4 protein-coding genes are annotated in these 17003 nt (G+C 75.6%); all 4 read right to left on the bottom strand.

The window, feature by feature from the left end:
* Positions 1–15 precede the first annotated feature (15 nt).
* Positions 16–2784: a type I polyketide synthase gene (locus ABD385_RS06220; RefSeq protein WP_344573966.1), complete on the bottom strand. Its 2769-nt coding sequence runs from the start codon at positions 2782–2784 to the stop codon at positions 16–18.
* 8 nt (positions 2785–2792) lie between these two features.
* Complete coding sequence (locus ABD385_RS06215) at positions 2793–3926, bottom strand: adenine nucleotide alpha hydrolase family protein (RefSeq protein ID WP_344573965.1); 1134 nt, start codon at positions 3924–3926, stop codon at positions 2793–2795.
* 66 nt (positions 3927–3992) lie between these two features.
* On the bottom strand, positions 3993–7604 hold the full coding sequence (locus tag ABD385_RS06210; RefSeq protein ID WP_344573964.1) for an amino acid adenylation domain-containing protein: 3612 nt from the start codon (positions 7602–7604) through the stop codon (positions 3993–3995).
* The gene (locus tag ABD385_RS06205; RefSeq protein WP_344574286.1) at positions 7601–16930 is read right to left on the bottom strand and encodes an SDR family NAD(P)-dependent oxidoreductase; all 9330 of its coding nucleotides are present in this window, start codon (positions 16928–16930) and stop codon (positions 7601–7603) included. The genes ABD385_RS06210 and ABD385_RS06205 overlap by 4 nt, the downstream gene beginning before the upstream one ends.
* Positions 16931–17003 lie beyond the last annotated feature (73 nt).

Here is a 17003-nt window from a genome sequence, read left to right as displayed (position 1 = left end):
CCCCGCCGTCACACGTCAGCCCCGCCGTCTGGCCCCGGCCGCGGCGCGGCGCGAGGTCCGGCGCGGCGCCGCCGCACCCTCGGCGCCGTCGGCCCCCTGGTCCCCGTCCTCGTGCCAGCTGCCGACGAGGTGGTCGCTGAAGGCGCGGATGGTGGGGTACTCGATGAACGAGGACGAGGGCACCGGCCGGCCCAGCTCGGTCCCGAGCCGGGCCGTGATGTCGATGAGGATCAGCGAGTCCACGTCCATGTCGAACAGGTTCCGATCCAGGTCGGGCAGGTCGTCGGCGCCCCGGCCGAGCACCGTCGCGACCTGCGTGCGGACGTAGTCCTGGATGATCCGGCGCTGCTCCGCGGCGTCCGCGGCCTCGATACGGGGCCGAAGCGTCGCGCCCCCGGCCGGCGCGGCGGGCGCGGCCGCGGCGGGTGCCGCGGTGCCGGCCGACGGCGCGGGTGCGGCCGGCGGCTCGACCCAGTGCCGGGTGCGCTCGAAGGGGTAGGTGGGCAGCGGCACCCGGCGCGCCAGCTCCGCGGGGTACCTGGCGTGCCAGTCCACCGCGACGCCGCGGGTCCAGGCCGCCCCCAGGGCGTGCAGCAGCGCTTCGAGGGCGGTGGCGTCCGGGGCGCCGGCCGGTACCGCGTCGACGGCCAGCATCCCGGCCTCGGCCAGCAGCGCCTCCAGGGCCCGCGGGTCGGCCTCGGCGGCCGGCGGCTTGGCCCAGAAGGCGGGGTCGGCCGCCTCGTGCGGCTCCAGCCAGCGCGCCTCCCCGCCGACGGCCAACGGCAGCGCGGCGGGGGCGAGTCGGGTCGCCGGCACGGTCGGGGACTCCCCCGCGTCGTGCGCCCGGGCCAGCTCCAGCGCGTCCGGCAGCGTCAGCACCCCGGCCAGCGCCCCGGCGACGGCCTGCCCCGGGCCCGAGCCGATCAGCGCGCCCCAGGTGACGCCCCAGCTCTCCCAGACGCGGGCCAGCGCGTACTGGAGGACGAAGTCGGCGACCCCGTCCCCGGTGGTCAGCAGCGCTTCGGGGCCGGTGACGGCGGGCAGCTCCAGTGCGGTGGCGCAGGCGTCGACGGCCGTCCGGAACTCCGGCAGGTCGCGGTAGAGCTGGCCGGCTCCGGGGCCGGTGGCCGGTCCCGCGACGCCGCCGCCGAGCACCAGGGCGGCGGTGTCCCGGCCCTCCTGGGCCTCGTGGGTGGGGACCTGCGCGGGGTCGAGGATGGCCAGGGTGAACGCGCCGTCGGCGGTGTCCCGGCAGACCGCCGCGCGGCGGTGCGGGTGCGCGGCCCGGCCGGCGGCCAGCGTGTGGGCGATGGCGCTCAGGTCGGCGTCGGGGGCGCTCCTGAGGTGGCGGGCGAGGTTGCCGGTGGCGCGGTCCAGGGCGGCGCCGGTGCGGGCCGACAGCACCAGCAGTTCGGCGCCGCGCGGGCGGGCCGCCGGGGCCGGCGGCACCGGCTCCTCCAGGACGACGTGGGCGTTGGTCCCGCCGATGCCGAAGGAGCTCACGCCGGCGCGGCGCGGTCGCCCGCCGGTCTCCCACGCGGACAGTGCGGTGTGCACGGCGAACGGGCCGGCGGCGAAGTCGATGTCGGGGTTGGGGGCGCGGAAGTTGAGGCTGGGGACGAGGGTGCCCTCGCGCAGCATCAGCACGGTCTTGATCAGGCCCGCCATGCCGGCCGCGGTGTCGAGGTGGCCCACGTTGGTCTTGACCGAGCCCAGCGCGCAGCTGCCGGGGCCGCCGGCGTCCCCGAACGCCTCGGTGAGCGCGGCGACTTCGATGGGGTCGCCGAGCGGGGTGCCGGTGCCGTGCGCCTCGACGTAGCCGATGGTCTCGGGCGGGCAGTCGGCGACGTCCTGCGCCTCGGCGATCACCGCGGCCTGGCGGGTCACGCTGGGCGCGGTGTAGCCGGTCTTCGCCGAACCGTCGTTGTTGACCGCGGAGCCCTTGATCACCGCGTGCACGGTGTCGCCGTCCGCGACGGCGTCGACCAGCCGCTTGAGGACGACGACGCCCACCCCGGAGCCGATGACGGTGCCCGCGGCGTCGGCGTCGAAGGCCCGGCAGTGCCCGTCCGGGGAGAAGATCATGCCCTCTTGGTGGACGTACCCCCGCATCTGCGGCACGCGCAGGTGCACGGCGCCGGCCAGGGCCATGTCGCACTCCCCGGCGAACAGGCTCAGGCAGGCGGTGTGCACCGCGACCAGGGAGGTGGAGCAGGCGGTGTTGATGTTGACGCTGGGGCCGCGCAGGTCGAGCTTGTAGGAGACGCGGGTGGCCAGGAAGTCCTTGTCGTTGGCCAGCATCAGCCGGTAGTGGCCGACGGAGGAGGCGGTGCGGTAGCGCTCGGCGAGGTTGTGCAGCAGGTAGGTGTTCATGCCCGCGCCGGCGAAGACGCCGATCTGCCCGTCGTAGCCGGACGGTTCGTACCCGGCGTCCTCCAGGGCCTGGTGGGCGCACTCCAGGAAGTGCCGGTGCTGCGGGTCGAGGATCTCCGCCTCGTCGCCGGGGACCTTGAAGTGACCGGCGTCGAACGACTCGACGTCCGGCAGCAGCTGCGCCGCCCGCACGTATCCGGGGTCGGCCAGTTCGTCCGGCCGGACGCCGGCCGCCAGCAGCTCCCCGTCGGTGAGGAAGGTCGTGGTCTCCCGGCCGTCCTTGAGGTTCCGCCAGAACTCCGCCACCGACTCCGCGCCGGGAAAACGGCAGGCCATGCCGACGACGGCCACGTCGGAGTCCCGGTACTCCCCGGTCTCTTCCGACCGGTCCTGCTCCCTCGCGTGCTCCATTGCCCCTCCTAGAGCTCGATGCCCATGTCGGCCGCCACGGTGCGCATGCCGAGGAAGCTCTGCGCGACGAACCGCGCCCCGTCCTCGGTGGCGTCCAACTGGCGGAATATGTCGATGAGTTCGCGCTCGTGCTCGGCGGTGTCCCCGCGGTGCTCGGCGATCTCCAGCACGACCCGCTTCATGCGTTCTTCGATGTCGGCGATGTTGGCGGCCCGCGGGAACTTGATGCTGAAGGTGGAGCGGTCGAAGTCCTTGTTCCGCGCCACCGACCTTTTGTGACTGGAGGCGTTGAGCTTGTAGAACATGCAGTCCCAGTTCTTGAACGAGTAGTAGTTCAGGAGCGGGAAGAGCGTGCAGTGCGTCTCCAGCGGCGAGGAGTCGTAGAGCCCCTTGGCCTTGAGTTCGGCGACGATGCGGTCGGGGTCGTAGTCGTAGCGCATGGCGATGAACGGGAAGACGATCTTGGGGAGTTCGTCGTCCTCGGCGAAGAGGATCTGCTCGATCTCGCCGCGGAAGAGGTCGCTGGTGAAGCGCCGGCCGAAGGTCTGGTAGAAGTCCCGCACGATCTCGCGGACGTTGGACTCCATGGTGAGGATCTGCTGCGGGTCGGCGCACAGCGCGATGTAGGGGATCTTGTGCCGGACGGCGTGCAGGATGGCCCGGATGACGAAGAAGGTGCGGCAGGAGACGCACGGCAGCTTCTCGTCGAGGTACTTCCCCGGCTTCTTCGGCGCGGGCCGGTTGAAGACCTCCCGCATCATCGTCTTGATGTTGTCGTCGTCGGAGTCGAGGACGAACGTCGCGTCGATCTTCGCCTGCGCCAGCTTGATGTTCTCGGCGGCGTGCGCGCTCTCGAAGGGCACGTCGAAGGTGTAGGAGAGCACCCGCTTGCCGTATTCGTTGACGAACTTGTCCAGCATGTAGGTGCTGTCCTTGCCGCCGCTGTACATGAACAGGCAGTCGTAGTCGCCGTGCGGATTGGGCCCGGCGGCGGTGAACTCCTCGTAGATGCGGTTGGTGTAGGTGAAGTTCTCCAGCAGGTCGCTCGCGATGTCGAGCTTGCACAGGTTGCAGACGCCCTCGTCGTCGAGGGTCACTCCGGGGTGCCCCTCCTTCAGGGCGCACATGGTGCACGAACGCATGGTTGACCTCCCCGTTCCGGATGCTCCGGTGATTGCCTGTATCGGTGGACGCGCGCGCGGCGCGCGCTAGTTGGCGGACGGCTTGCGCGGGGTCCGCTCCGCGCGCCGCCGTCGCAGCTCCCCCAGGGGCGCGCGACCGGACGGTGCCCGCCGCGCGGGGCGGGCGGCCGCCGCCACCGGGGCGGCCACGGCCGTCCCGGGGCCGCGGTCCGGCCCGGGGGCCTGGCGTTCGACGTGCCGGGCCATCGAGCGGACCGTCGGGTACTTGAACATCTCCACCCGCGTCAGCGGCCCGTGCACCTCGGCCTTCAGCCGTGCCATGACCTGCATCAGCAGCAGGGAGTTGCCGCCGGTCTCGAAGAAGTTGTCCTCCACGCCGACGGCGTCGACGTTCAGCACCTCGCGCCAGATCCGGGCGATGGTCCGCTCGACACCACCGGCGGCCACCGCGGCGGGCGCGACGTCGGCGGGGCCCTGCGCCGGCCGCGGCAGCGCCTTGCGGTCGGTCTTGCCGTTGGCGGTGAGCGGGAGCCGGTCCAGTTCCACGAAGGCGGCCGGCACCATGTAGGCGGGCAGCGCCTCGCCCAGGTGGCGCCGGAGGTCCGCGGGGTCGATCCCGGGGCGGTGCGGCACGACGTAGCCGGTCAACCGCCGGTCGCCGGGGACGTCCTCCCGCACGATGACCGCCGCCCGGTCGACGGCGGGGTGGCGCAGCAGGGCGTCCTCGATCTCGCCGGGCTCGATGCGGTAGCCGTGCAGTTTGACCTGGTTGTCGACCCGGTCGAGGTACTCCAACGTCCCGTCGGGCAGGTGCCGTACGAGGTCGCCGGTGCGGTACAGGGTGCCGGCGGCCGGTTCGAGCGGGTCGGGCACGAACTTCTCGGCGGTCTGCTCCGGGCGGTCGAGGTAGCCCTCGGCCACGCCGTCCCCGCCGATGTACAGCTCGCCCGGGAAGCCGGGGGCGACCGGTTGCCGCCAGCGGTCCAGCACGTAGCAGCGGGTGTTGGCGATCGGGCGCCCGATGCCGATCCGCTCGGCGTCGTCCAGGCGGACGGCCGTGGACCAGATGGTGGTCTCGGTGGGCCCGTAGAGGTTCCACAGCTGTGCGCCGCGCGCCAGCAGGTCCCGGGCCAGGCCGCGGGGCAGCGCCTCGCCGCCGCACAGCACCCGCAGCGCGTCGCTGCCGGTCCACCCGGCCGCGATCAGCATCTTCCAGGTCGCCGGCGTCGCCTGCATCACGGTGGGCCGGCGCCGCTCCAGCAGCGCGCGCAGCGCGAAGCCGTCGCCGGCGGTCTCGGCCGGGGCGAGTTCCACGTGGCCGCCGCGGATCAGGGGCGCGTACAGCTCCAGGCCGGCGATGTCGAAGCAGACCGTGGTGACCGCGAGCAGGTGGTCGTCCTCGGTGATGCCGGGCGTGGCGGTCATGGCGCAGACGAAGTTGGTCAGCGCGCGGTGCCCGACCCTGACGCCCTTGGGGCGGCCCGTGGAGCCGGAGGTGTAGATGACGTAGGCGAGGCCGTCGTCGGGCCGGTGCCGGGCGGGTGCGGCCCGGTGCCGGGCCGGTGCGCCCCGGTCGGCGCGGGCCCGGTCCAGGACCAGCACCTCGGCGTCGGTGGCCGGTAGCCCGTCGGCCAGTGCCGCTTCGCTGACGACCAGCGGCAGGCGGGTGTCGGCGAGCACGTGCGCGAGGCGCTCGCGCGGGTAGATCGGATCCAGCGGGACGTACGCGGCCCCGGACTTCATGACGGCCAGCAAGGTGGCGACGAGGTCCGTCGAGCGGTCCAGGTACACCCCGACGAGCGCGCCGGGCCCGATGCCGCGCGAGCGCAGCAGCGCCGCCAGTTCCTCGGCGCGGGCGTCCAGTTGGCGGTAGGTCAGGGTGGTGGACCCGGCCGTGACGGCGGGCGCGTCCGGCCGCCGCCGGGCCTGCTCCTCGAAGAGGGCGTGGACGGGCCGCTCGCGGGGGTAGTCGGCGGCGGTGTCGTTCCAGTCGATCAGGGCGCGCCGGCGGTGGGCGTCCGAGCAGGTCGGCGTGCGGGTCAGGTCGGCGCCCGCGGGGCCGGCCGCGGCCCGCAGGAACGCGCCGGCGTGCTCGGCCAGCAGCGTGGCCGTCGCCTCGTCCGACGCGCCGTCGGCGACCACCCATTCCACCCGGCCGGCGCCGCGCGGGACGCGGACCAGCAGCGCGGTGCCGGGGGCCGGGGCGGACGGGGCCGCCGGGTCGTCGTCGGTGAGTTCCACCGCGACGGGCAGGCCCAGCGCGGCCGGGCGGCGCCCGGCGAGCTGGGGGTAGCGGACCCAGACGTCCTGGCCGAAGGCGCCGGCCCGGACGGCGTCCGTCACCCGCCGCGCCACCTCTGCGGCGAACGCGCCCATGCTGGTGCCGGGGGTCAGCTCCGGCACCCGCAGCGGCACGCGCGGTGCGCGCAGGGCGTCCACGAGGGGGTGCCCGCTGCCCCCGTCGGGGAGCCGCAGGTCCACGTCGCGGCCGGTGTCGCCGCCGATGCGGGCGAGGAAGGCCAGCAGGCCGGCCAGCAGCCACTGGTCGCGGCGGAGTCCGGCGTCGGCGGCGGCCCGCGCCGCGGCGGCCGGCACCACGACCGGGTACGTGCGGGGCGCGGCGCCGGGGGCGGGCGCCCCGGCCGCGTCCCGGCCGGGCAGTTCGACGGGCGCCAGCGCCGCCAGCCGCCGCACCCAGCGGCGTTCGTGGCGCAGGCCGGCGGCCTCGGCGCGGGTCGCGGCCTCGGCCAGCTCGGGGCTGGGGTCGGGCAGCCGACGTCCGTGCAGGTCCTCGGCGGCGGGGTCCAGCGGGGCGCCGGTGGCGGTGGTCAGCCCGGTCAGCCGCACGTCCTGGGTCGCGGTGGCCACCACGAGGCCGTCCCGGTCGGCCGCCAGCACCGTGCCGGCGGGCGCGCCGGAGCGGTCCGGCAGGACGTCCAGGCCGGCCACGAGCGCGGGCCGGCCGCCGAGGTCGAGCTTGGCGGTGCCGAAGCGGTTCTCGGCGTGCGCGCCGAACTCCGCGGCGCGCACGGTGGCGGACAGCTCCGCCGCCGGCCGCGCCCAGGACAGCAGGCCGCCGCCGTGGGGGCGGTCGTGGCGGCCGTGGTAGCTGCGCCCGGCGAGGTCCTGCGGGCGGCGGCGCGCCTCGCCCCGGGCCAGTGCGTCGGCGAGTTCGGCGAAGGACTGCACGCCGGCGTCGAAGCACTTGACGTTCAGGGTGTGGCTGGTGTCGTCCGGGGCGACGTCGACCTCGCGCTGGGCGAGGACGTCGCCGGCGTCGGCCTCTTCGGTCATGACGTGCCAGGTGACGCCGTGCCGCCGGGTGCCCTGGAGGATCGCCCAGGTCGTGGCGTACACGCCGGCGTGCTCCGGCAGCAGCGCGTCGTGGAAGTTGACGGCCAGGCCGCGCGGCAGGCCCAGCACCTCGGCGGGCAGCATGCGCAGGTTGGCGATGCTGAAGAGGTGGTCGAAGGGCCGCGCGGACAGGAAGTCCGTGAGGTCCGGGCCTAAGTCGCGGGTGGCGAGGCCCTGTTGGGCGGCCCACTGTCGGACGTCCGGGTTGGGCGAGACCACCCCGAGCACCGTGTGGCCGCGTTCGAGCAGCAGCTCGGCGCAGGACACCAGCAGCGTGTTCTCACCTATCAGATGGCAGCTAAACGCATTCGACGTACCGCTCACTTCGCACTTCCCCCGTTGTTCTCGCCGCCGAGCACGGAGAGCAGCTCACCCAGCAGCTGGTCCACCTGCTCGTCGGACAGGTCCTCGACGACGCCGGCCAGTTCCGCCCCGTCGGCCCGGTGGGAGACGGGCGTCTCCCGGACCGTGGGACGCGGGGCCGGCGCACCGGTCCCGGCCGGAGCCGTTGATGCCGTTGGTGCCGTGTGTGCCGTTGGTGCCATGCGCGCCGTTGGTGCCGTGTGTGCCGTTGGTGCCATGGCCTCCGCCGCCCGCTGCGGTCCGGGCTCGGCGGGGGTGGTCCCCGCCAGCCGTGCCAGGGTCTGCGGGTGCTGCGCGCGGAAGTAGTCCGCGAGGCGTCCGATGGTCGTGTGCTCGAACAGCAGCGGGGCCGGCAGCCGTCCGAAGTCGGCCTCCAACGCCTGCTTGAGTTCGGGCACCACGAGCGAGTCGATGCCGTAGTCCTCGAACGGCGCCTCGGCGTCGAGTTGCGCCTCGGTCATCTCCAGCACCCGGGCGAACACGGCCTTCACCTGGCCCAGCGCGACCGCCGCCAGGTCCAGCGGAGCCGGTTCCCCGGCCACTGCGGCGGGCGCCGTCGGCGCCGCCGGTTGCGCCGGCCCGGCGGCCGCCCGCTCCGCGGCGACCGGCCCGGCCGCCCCCGCCACCAGGACGGTGCCGTCGCTCTCGGCCGCGATCAGGCTCTGCTGGACCGGTCCCTCGGCGGTCGGCGGCAGTTCGTGCACCGTCGTGCCGTCGAATCCGCAGACCGCCAGCACGTCGCGCCACTTGGCGACGGTGAGCAGCGGCGAGCCGGGGATCCGCAGGTCGGTGTCGCGGTACCGCCACCAGCCGCTGGTCAGGCCGAAGATCAGCGGGAGGAAGTCGGCGAAGCCGGTCCCCTCGTTGGCCAGCACCACTCCGCCGGCGCGCAGCAACCGCTTGACGCCGAGCATGGTGTGCTCGATGGACGGGGTGACGTGGAAGACGTTGGTGCCCAGCACGACGTCGTAGCTGTCCGGGGCGATGCCCTGGGCGACCGGGTCCGCGTCCACGTCGAAGACGGTGAACTCGGCGAACGGGTGGTCGGCCGCGAACTTCTTCCGGCCGTGCCGCACGAACGCACTGGTGATGTCGGTGTAGGTGAAGGTGACGTGCGCGGCGTACGGGGCCAGCGCCGCCAGGACGGGCCCGCTGGTGCTGCCCGTGCCCGAACCGACCTCCAGGATCCGCAGGCGGGCCGTCGGGTCCGCCGCCAGCCGCCCGCGGACGAACTCCGCGACCGCGCGGGCCACCAGCGCGTTGTAGCTGTCGCTGAGCGCGCTGCCCCGGTAGATGCCCACCACCAGGTCCATGGACCCACCGGGGAAGAGCACGTCCATGTGGCTCTGCTCGCCGGTCACCACCTGCGGGAACGCCTCTAGGCAGCGGGCCAGGAGCGTCGCCACGGCCTCGATCTCCGGGTAGCGCGCGAGGAGTTCGGCCGCGGCGGCGTGCGGGTCGCGGCCGGCCCGCAGCGTCTCGGGGTCGTCGACCAGGGGGGTGCTGACGAGGGCGTCGCCGTCGCGGCGCAGGTACCCCGCGGTGGTGAGCATGTCCAGGACGGAGGCGTACAGCCGGTGGTACTGGTCGGCGATCCGCAGCCGTGTCCGCAGCCCGTCGGCGGTGTGCCGCTCGCCCGCGGCCCGCAGTACGCCCATCCGCCGCAGCGCCCCGGCCAGCAGCCGCCGGGCGAGCCGCTCGGCCTCCCGGGAGGCCCGCTGGTAGGACTCGATCCGGCGGATCTCCTCCGGCGCGAGCGCCACGACGGGACGCAACTGGTCGACGAGCGCCGGAAGGTGACGCGGCCGGATGCGCACCTCGGCCGCACCGTCCACGCCCATGGCCGCCAGGACCCGGTCGCCGGCCTGGAGGGCCAGCACCTGCTCCAGCGGGCTGTCCAGGAACCGCTCCACGGTCCGCATGCCGTCCGCGGCGCTGAGGGGCGTGACGCCCGACGCCACCAGCGGGCGCAGCACCTCCTCGCGCTCGGCGACCCCGGCGGCGTGCCAGAAGCCCCAGTTGACGACCTTGACGGGGAACGGCGCGGTGCGGGCCAGGTGCAGGGCCAGGGCGTCCGCGGCGCAGCACGCGGCGGCGTACCCGCCCTGTCCGGCGGCGCCCTGGAAGGCGGCCCCGGAGGAGTAGAAGAGCAGGAAGTCCAGCGGCTCCCGCTCGACCGCCGCCCAGGTGCCGCGCACGGTGGCCTCCTTGGAGTCCAGGGCGGCGTGCAGGCCGGCCGCGTCCAGTGCGGTGACCGGGGCGGTGGCGAAGTCCATGACCGAGTGGATGACCCCGTGCAGTGCGCCGAAGCGCTCCTTGGCCCGGTCCACGGCGGCGCGCACCGCCGCGGGGTCCGCGGCGTCGGCCGCCACGTACAGCACCTCGGCGCCGGCCGCCTGGAGTTGCGCGAGGCGCTCGCGGCGCACCGGGTCCACTTCGGCGCGGCCCACCACCAGCAGCCGGGCCCGGTAGGTGCGGGCCAGGTGCAGGCAGGTGTCGAAGCCGATGACGCCCAGGCCGCCGATGACGGCGTAGACCCCGCGCTCGCGCAAGGGGGGCCGCGCCGGTTCGGGCAGCCGCACCCGCTCCAGGGTGCGCAGGTAGCGCACGCCGTCGCGCAGCAGCACCGGCTGGACGCGGGCCGGGAACGGTTCGGCGGCGACGGCCGGGGCGGCCTGCACGGCCTCTTCGGCCCGCACGTCGACGCAGGCGATCCGCGCGCCCGGGTGCTCCTTGGCCAGCGCCGAGCACAGGCCGAGGAGGGCGGCTCCCGCCGGGCGGGACGGCTCGTCGGGCCGCAGCGGGTGGACGTCGGTGGTGACGACCTTCAGGGCGGGCGGTCGGGGGTCGCCGGCCCGGTACAGCGCCGTGGCGAGCCGCACCAGTGCGAGCACGCCCTGCGCGCGGGCCTGGTGGCCGGCGTCGTCGCCCTGGGGTGACCCGGCCAGGAAGTAGACGAGTTCGGGGTCGGCGCCGCTGTCGCAGGCGCGCGCCAGCTCGTCCTTCGACGGGCCGTCCGGACCGAACAGGAGGGTGTCCACCCGGGCGTCGGCGTGCACGGCGGCCAGGGCCCTCGCCATGGCGTCGGCGGCGCGGGGCGCGACCACCAGGACCCGCCGGGCGTCGGCCGGACCGTCCTGCGGGTGCGGCCGGGAGACCCAGCGCGGCCGGTGGGCCAGCTTGGGGTGCGGGTCCTTCTGCTCGCGCACCGACAGCCCGGAGAAGAGCACGCAGACCCGGCCGTCGTCGTCCAACAGGGCGACGTCGTAACGGTTCTCGCCCAGCGGCGTGACGTGCGCGTAGCCGGTCAGCGGCACGGCCCGGTGGCTGCGCACCCGGTCGACGGCGAAGGGCAGCAGCGGCAGGTCCTCGGAGCCCCGGGAGGCGAAGTGCAGGGCGGCGACGGTGTGCAGGGCCGCGTCGACCACGGCCGGGTGCAGGGCGCGCCGTTCGGCGCCCGGCACGAACCGTTCGGGCAGCCGCAGTCGTGCCAGCGCCTGTGCACCGTCGGTACGGACCCACTCGACGAGGCGGAAGAACGGCCCGTAGCAGACCCGCAGCCGGTCCATGCCGGCGTAGAACTCGGCGCCGGTCAGCTCGGTGGGGCAGGCGTCCGCGACGTCCCGGACGACGACCGGTGCGGGCGCGGGGGCCCGGTCGGCCGGCACCAGCACGCCGCGGGCGTGCACCGGGGCGGTGGTGCCGGCGGCGCGGTGGGCGCCGCGCACCTCGAAGCGCCGGATGCCGTCGGCTTCGTGGAGCGCGACGACGAGTTCTGCGGGCGCGTCGTCCACGATCACGGGGGTGAGCCAGTACACGTCGTCGATCACCCGGTCGCCGTCGCGGGCGCCGACGGCGTCCAGGACGAGGTCGAGGTAGCCGGCGCCGGGCAGGATCGTCCGCCCGCTGACGACGTGGTCGGCGACCAGCGGGTCGGCGGGGCGCAGGGTCAGCGGCAGGTCCCCGCCGGGTGCCTCGGCCGCCGCGGTCACGGCGGTCGGCGTCACTGCGGTGGGGGTCACGGCGGTCGGTGCCGCCGGCGTGCGGGTCAGCCAGTGGCGCTCCGGAGCGAACGGGTAGGTCGGCAGCGACACCGTGCGCGGCCGGTCGGTCCGCTCCAGGGCGAGCGCGTCCCAGTCCAGTTCGACGCCGGTGACCCACAGTCCGGCGAGCTTGTCGACCTGCCCGGCGCGGGCCAGGCCGCGGACGAAGTCGCCGCCGCCGGCGCCGTGCGTGAACAGGTCGGCGAGCGCCGCGTGGTGGCCGGCGGTGCCGCGGGCGAGCCCGGTGACCGCTTCGCCGCGGGCGAAGGCCGCCAGGGTGGCCGCCGCCGCCGGCACGTCGGTGGCGGTGAAGGCGAGCCGTTCGGCGAACGCCTCCCGGCCGGTCTGGAGCGTGTGCGCGACCTCGGCGAGCGTCGGTGCGCTCCCGCGGCGCCCGGCGCGCTCCAGGAACCCGGCCAGTTCGTCGGCGTACGCCCGCAGCCGCTCCTCGTCGCGGGCGGACAGCACGACCAGCTCCGGGGAGCCGACGTCGGGCGTCTGCGCGCGGCGTTCGGGCACGAACTCCTCCAGGATGACGTGGGCGTTGGTGCCGCCGGCGCCGAACGAGCTGACGCCCGCCCGGCGGGGCCGGCCCGCCTCCCTGGGCCACTCGGCCGCCTCCCGCTGCACGCGGAACGGCGACGCGGCGAAGTCGATGATCGGGTTGAGTTCCGCGGCGTGCAGCGAGGGCACCAGCTCGCCGTGGCGCAGCTGGAGCACGGCCTTGTGGACCCCGGCGATGCCGGCGGCACCCTCCAGGTGACCGATGGCGGACTTGACCGACCCCAGCGCGCAGAACGCCCGGTCGGCGGTGTGCTGGGCGAACGCGTCCACCAGGCCGGTGTGCTCGATCGGGTCGCCGAGCGCGGTGCCGGTGCCGTGGGCCTCGATGCAGCCGATGTCGCGGGCGCTCAGCCCCGCCTTGGCCAACGCCTCCTCCACCAGGGCCTGTTGGGCCTTGGGGTTCGGCACGGTGAAGCCGTTGGTGCGGCCGCCGTGGTTGACGGCGGTGGACCGGATCACGGCGTGCACCTGGTCGCCGTCGGCGAGCGCCCGCGACAGCCGCTTGAGCACCACGGCGCCCACGCCCTCACCGGGCACGTAGCCGTTGCCGCCGGCACCGAAGGAGCGGCAGCGCCCGTCGGTGGAGAGCATCTTCTTGCGGCTGAGGTGGACGTACTTCAGCGGGTGCGCCGAGACGTTCACGCCGCCCGCGACGGCGTAGGCGCACTCGTCGCGGCGCAGGCTCTCGCACGCCGCGTGCAGGGCGACCAGGGACGCCGAGCAGGCGGTGTCGAGCACGACGCTGGGGCCGCGGAAGTCACCGAAGTAGGAGACCTGGTTGGCGATGGACGCCCGGTTGGCCATGGCCACCACGTGGTTGCCCTTGAAGGACTCCTCCGCGCCGAGCATCGCGTAGTCGTCCCACATGACGCCGACGAACACGCCCACGTCGCGCCCCTCGTCGCCGTAGCGCGGGCGCGGCAGCGCGTCCAGCCGGTACCCGGCGTCCTCCAGCGCGGACCAGGCCGTCTGGAGGAACAGCCGCTCCTGCGGGTCCATCGACTTGGCCTGGCGCGGGGAGAGCGCGAAGAACAGCGAGTCGAAGGCGTCCACGTCGGTCAGGAACCCGCCGTGCCGGCCGTAGCTCCTGCCCGGCGCGTCGGGGTCGGGGTCGTAGAGCGCGTCGGCGTCCCAGCGGTCCGCGGGGACCTCGGTCACGCAGTCCCGGCCCTGGCGGAGGTTGTCCCAGAACTCCTCCAGGTTGCGTGCCTGGGGGTAGCGCCCGCTCATGCCGATGATGGCGATCGGGTCGTCGTCCGGCGTCCGTGGGGACGGGGCGGGGGCGGCGGCCGTCGGCTGCGGGACCGGGGCGGCCGGAGCGGTCAGTGGTGCGGAGACGGCGGCGGGGGCCGCCACCGCGGCCGCGGCCGTCTGCGCCGTCGGCGCGCCCTGCTCACCGGCCAACCGCCGGACGTCGTCGAGGTGTTCGCGCACGAGGTACCCGGCCAGGTCCTGCACGGTGCGGTACTCGAAGAGCAGGGTGCTGCGCAGCCCGGTGAAGTCCCGGCCGAGCAGGCTGTTGACCTCCATGATCATGACGGAGTCGATGCCGTACTGGTCCAGCTGCGTGCGGCTGTCGATCTGCGCCGCGGGCAGCTTCAGCACGCCCGACAGCGTCCGGCGCAGCCGGTCCACCACCGCCGGCAGGTACCGCTCGGCGTCCGTCGGCGCGGCGGCCGGGGGCGTCGGGCGGGCGGCGGGGGCCGGGGCCGCCGACGCACCGGCCGGCGCTGCCGCCGGCGGCACCGCGGCGCCGCCGAGGGTGCGCGCGATCCGCTCCGGGTCGCCGAGGACCGGCACCACTACGGGGCCGTCGAACTGCCAGGCCCGGTCGAAGGCGTCCAGCGCCTGCCGCGGAGTCATCCGCAGCAGGCCGGTGGCCTCCTGGTAGGTGTCCAACTCGCCGTCCTGGACGAGGGCGTCCACGCCCCCCGCGTCCCACAGCGGCCAGTCCAGGGACAGCGTGCGTCCGGTGCGCGCGCCGGACGCCACCCGGCCGTCCCGCACCGCGAGGTAGGCGTCCAGGAAGCGGTTGGCCGCCGCGTAGCTGCCCGCGCCGAAGTCGCCGCACAGCGCGGACACCGACGAGAAGGCGGCGAAGACCCCGAGCCGGTCGGCGCGGGTCAGCACGTCGAGGTTGACGACGCCCTGCACCTTGGCCGCGAGCGCCCGCCGGAAGCCGGCGTCGTCCACCTCGGTCAGCGGCACCCGGTCGGCCACCCCGGCGAGGTGGAACACCCCGTCGAGCCCGCCGAACCGGCCCCGGGCCTCGATCAGCGCGGCCCGCAGCTGCCCGGCGTCCGCCACGTCGGCGCGCACGCCCAGCACCTGGGCGCCCAGCTCCTCCAGTTCGGCGCGCACCGCGTCGGGCAGCGGCGACCGTCCCAGCAGGACCAGGCGGGCCCGGTAGCGCTCGGCGAGGTGCCGGGCGAGCAGTCGGCCCACGCCCCCGGCCCCGCCGGTGATCAGGTAGGCGCCGCCCTCGACGAGCGGTGCCGCGCCGTCCGCCGGCGTCGCCGGGCCACTCGCCCGCTCCACCGTGCGGACGCTGCGCCGCCCCGCCGCGTACCGGACCTCCGCGCCGCGCAGCACTCCGTCGGCGGTGAGTTCGGCGGCGAGCACCGCGGCCGGCAGGGCCCCGTCGCGCGCCGGGTCGTGGCGGACGGTGAACAGCTCGATGCCCGGCGCGTGGCGGGCCGTCGACAGTGCCAGTCCGGCGACCGCCTCGTGCTCCGGCGCCCCGGCCGGGCCCCGGCCCGGGTGGAGGTACAGGCAGCGCACCCGCCCGCCGACGCCGGCGTCGGTGACCGCGCGCAGCAGGTGGAGCACGGAGCCCAGGCCGCGTCCGAAGACCTCCTCGCGCCGCCGGTGCAGCGCGCCGAGGTCACCCTCGACGACGTCCTGCGGCGCGCCGTCGGGGGCGGCCTCGGTGCTCCACAGGTGCGCCACGTCCAGGCCGGCCCCGGGCGCGCCGGGGACGTCCGCGGCGAGTTCCCGCAGGAGCCGGCGGTAGTGCTCCGGCTCGGCCGGGTCGAGCACGTAGCGGTCCGCCGCGCGGCGCGCGAAGTCGGCGCCGGGCAGGACTTCCACGGCCCGCCGCCACCCGCCGGCCGCGGCCAGTTCCGCGGCCGTGCCGGCGCGGTCGGTCAGGACCAGCAGGGTCGCCCGGTCCGCGCGGCCGGCACGCGGGGCCGGCGCGTCGTGCCAGACCGGTCGGTAGAACAGTTCCTCCGCCGCGCGGCCCGCGGTGCGCACCGGCTGCGGCGCCGGCTCGCCCTCGGGGGCGTCGGCACCGGTGAACAGGCGGCCCACCAGGTCCTCCACCCGGGCCAGCACCCGGCCTTCGGGGTCGAGGACGGTGACGCGGTAGCGCCAGGTGTCCCGTCGCTCGCCGCGCCCCAGCACCTCGGCGTGCGCGTAGCAGACCGGGGGCAGCTCGCCGTGCACGGTGAGCGCGCCGACGCCGAAGGGCACGGCCAGTTCCTCGGCCCGCGGCGCCTGCTCGCGGTCGATCCAGTGGCAGGCGCGCAGCGCCCCGTCGAGCAACTGCGGCGCCAGGGTGCAGCCGTGGCCCGCGCCGGCCGGCAGCGCCAGTTCGGCCAGCGCCTCGGTGCGCCCGATGCGGACGTCCTGGATGACCCGGAAGCTCTCGCCGTACGCGAAGCCCACGTCCGCGTAGGCGCGGTAGACCTCCGCGCCGGTGCGCCGCCCGGTGCAGCGGCCACGCACCGCCGCCAGGTCGGTACGGTCCGCCGCCTCGGCCGCCGGCCCCCCGTGGCGCGCCTGTCCGCGCAGGTGGGTGGTGCGGGCGCCGTCGGCCTCGCTGTAGACCTCGAAGGCGATCCGTTCGCCGTCCACGGTGAACGCCGCGTACAGCTCGGTCTCGGTGCGCCCGGCCGGCACGGTGACCGGACGGCCCCACACGATGTCGGCGAGGCCGCGCAGCGGTCGGCGGCTGGCCCGCTCGGCGCCCGCCCGCACCAGTTCCAGTGCGGTGGCCGCGGCCAGCACCGGCTGCCCGGCGATCACGTGGTCGCACAGCAGGGGGTCGGTGGCGCGCAGTGTCTTGCGGAACCGCTGCTCCTCGACGGTGGACTCGTTGGCGTCCAGCAGCGGGTGCAGCGCCGGGTTGCCGCCCGGCAGGGTGCCGTCGGCGGTCGCGATCCAGTGCCGCTCGCGGGCGAACGGGTAGCCGGGCAGCGGTGTCCGCCGGCCGTCGGCCCACCGGCCCTCGATGTCGTCGGTGTCGCCGCGCACCCACTGCGCGGCGGCCGTGTGCGGGTCGTCGGCCGGCTGCGGCGCGCCCGGCGCGCGATCCGGCGCCACACTGCCCCGCAGCACCCCGTCCGGATCACCACCGGCCGCGAACTCCCGCAGCACGCGGACGAGTTCGGCACCATCGCCCGTGACGACGGCGAGCCGCTCCGTCATGGGCTCGCGTCCGGTGTGGAGGGTGTACGCGACGTCGGCCAGGGCCACCCGCTCGCGCTCCAGGAACGCCCCCAACCGCCCGGCGTACTCCCGCAACCGCTCCTCATCACGCGCCGACACCACGAACACCAACGGATCCCCGACCCGCTGCACCCCCGCCACCACGTCCACGTCCGAACTCACGGTCGCGCCGGGGAACTCCTCCACCACCACATGCGCATTGGAACCACCCGCACCGAACGAACTCACCCCGGCCCGACGCGGCACCACCACACCCTCAACCACCCGCACCGGCCACTCACCGGACTCCCGCTGCACCCGA

Source organism: Streptomyces lunalinharesii, assembly GCF_039532155.1.
GTDB classification, from domain to species: domain Bacteria; phylum Actinomycetota; class Actinomycetes; order Streptomycetales; family Streptomycetaceae; genus Streptomyces; species Streptomyces lunalinharesii.
Note: the sequence above shows the minus strand (reverse complement) of the source record. Positions and strands in the feature narration are given on the sequence as shown.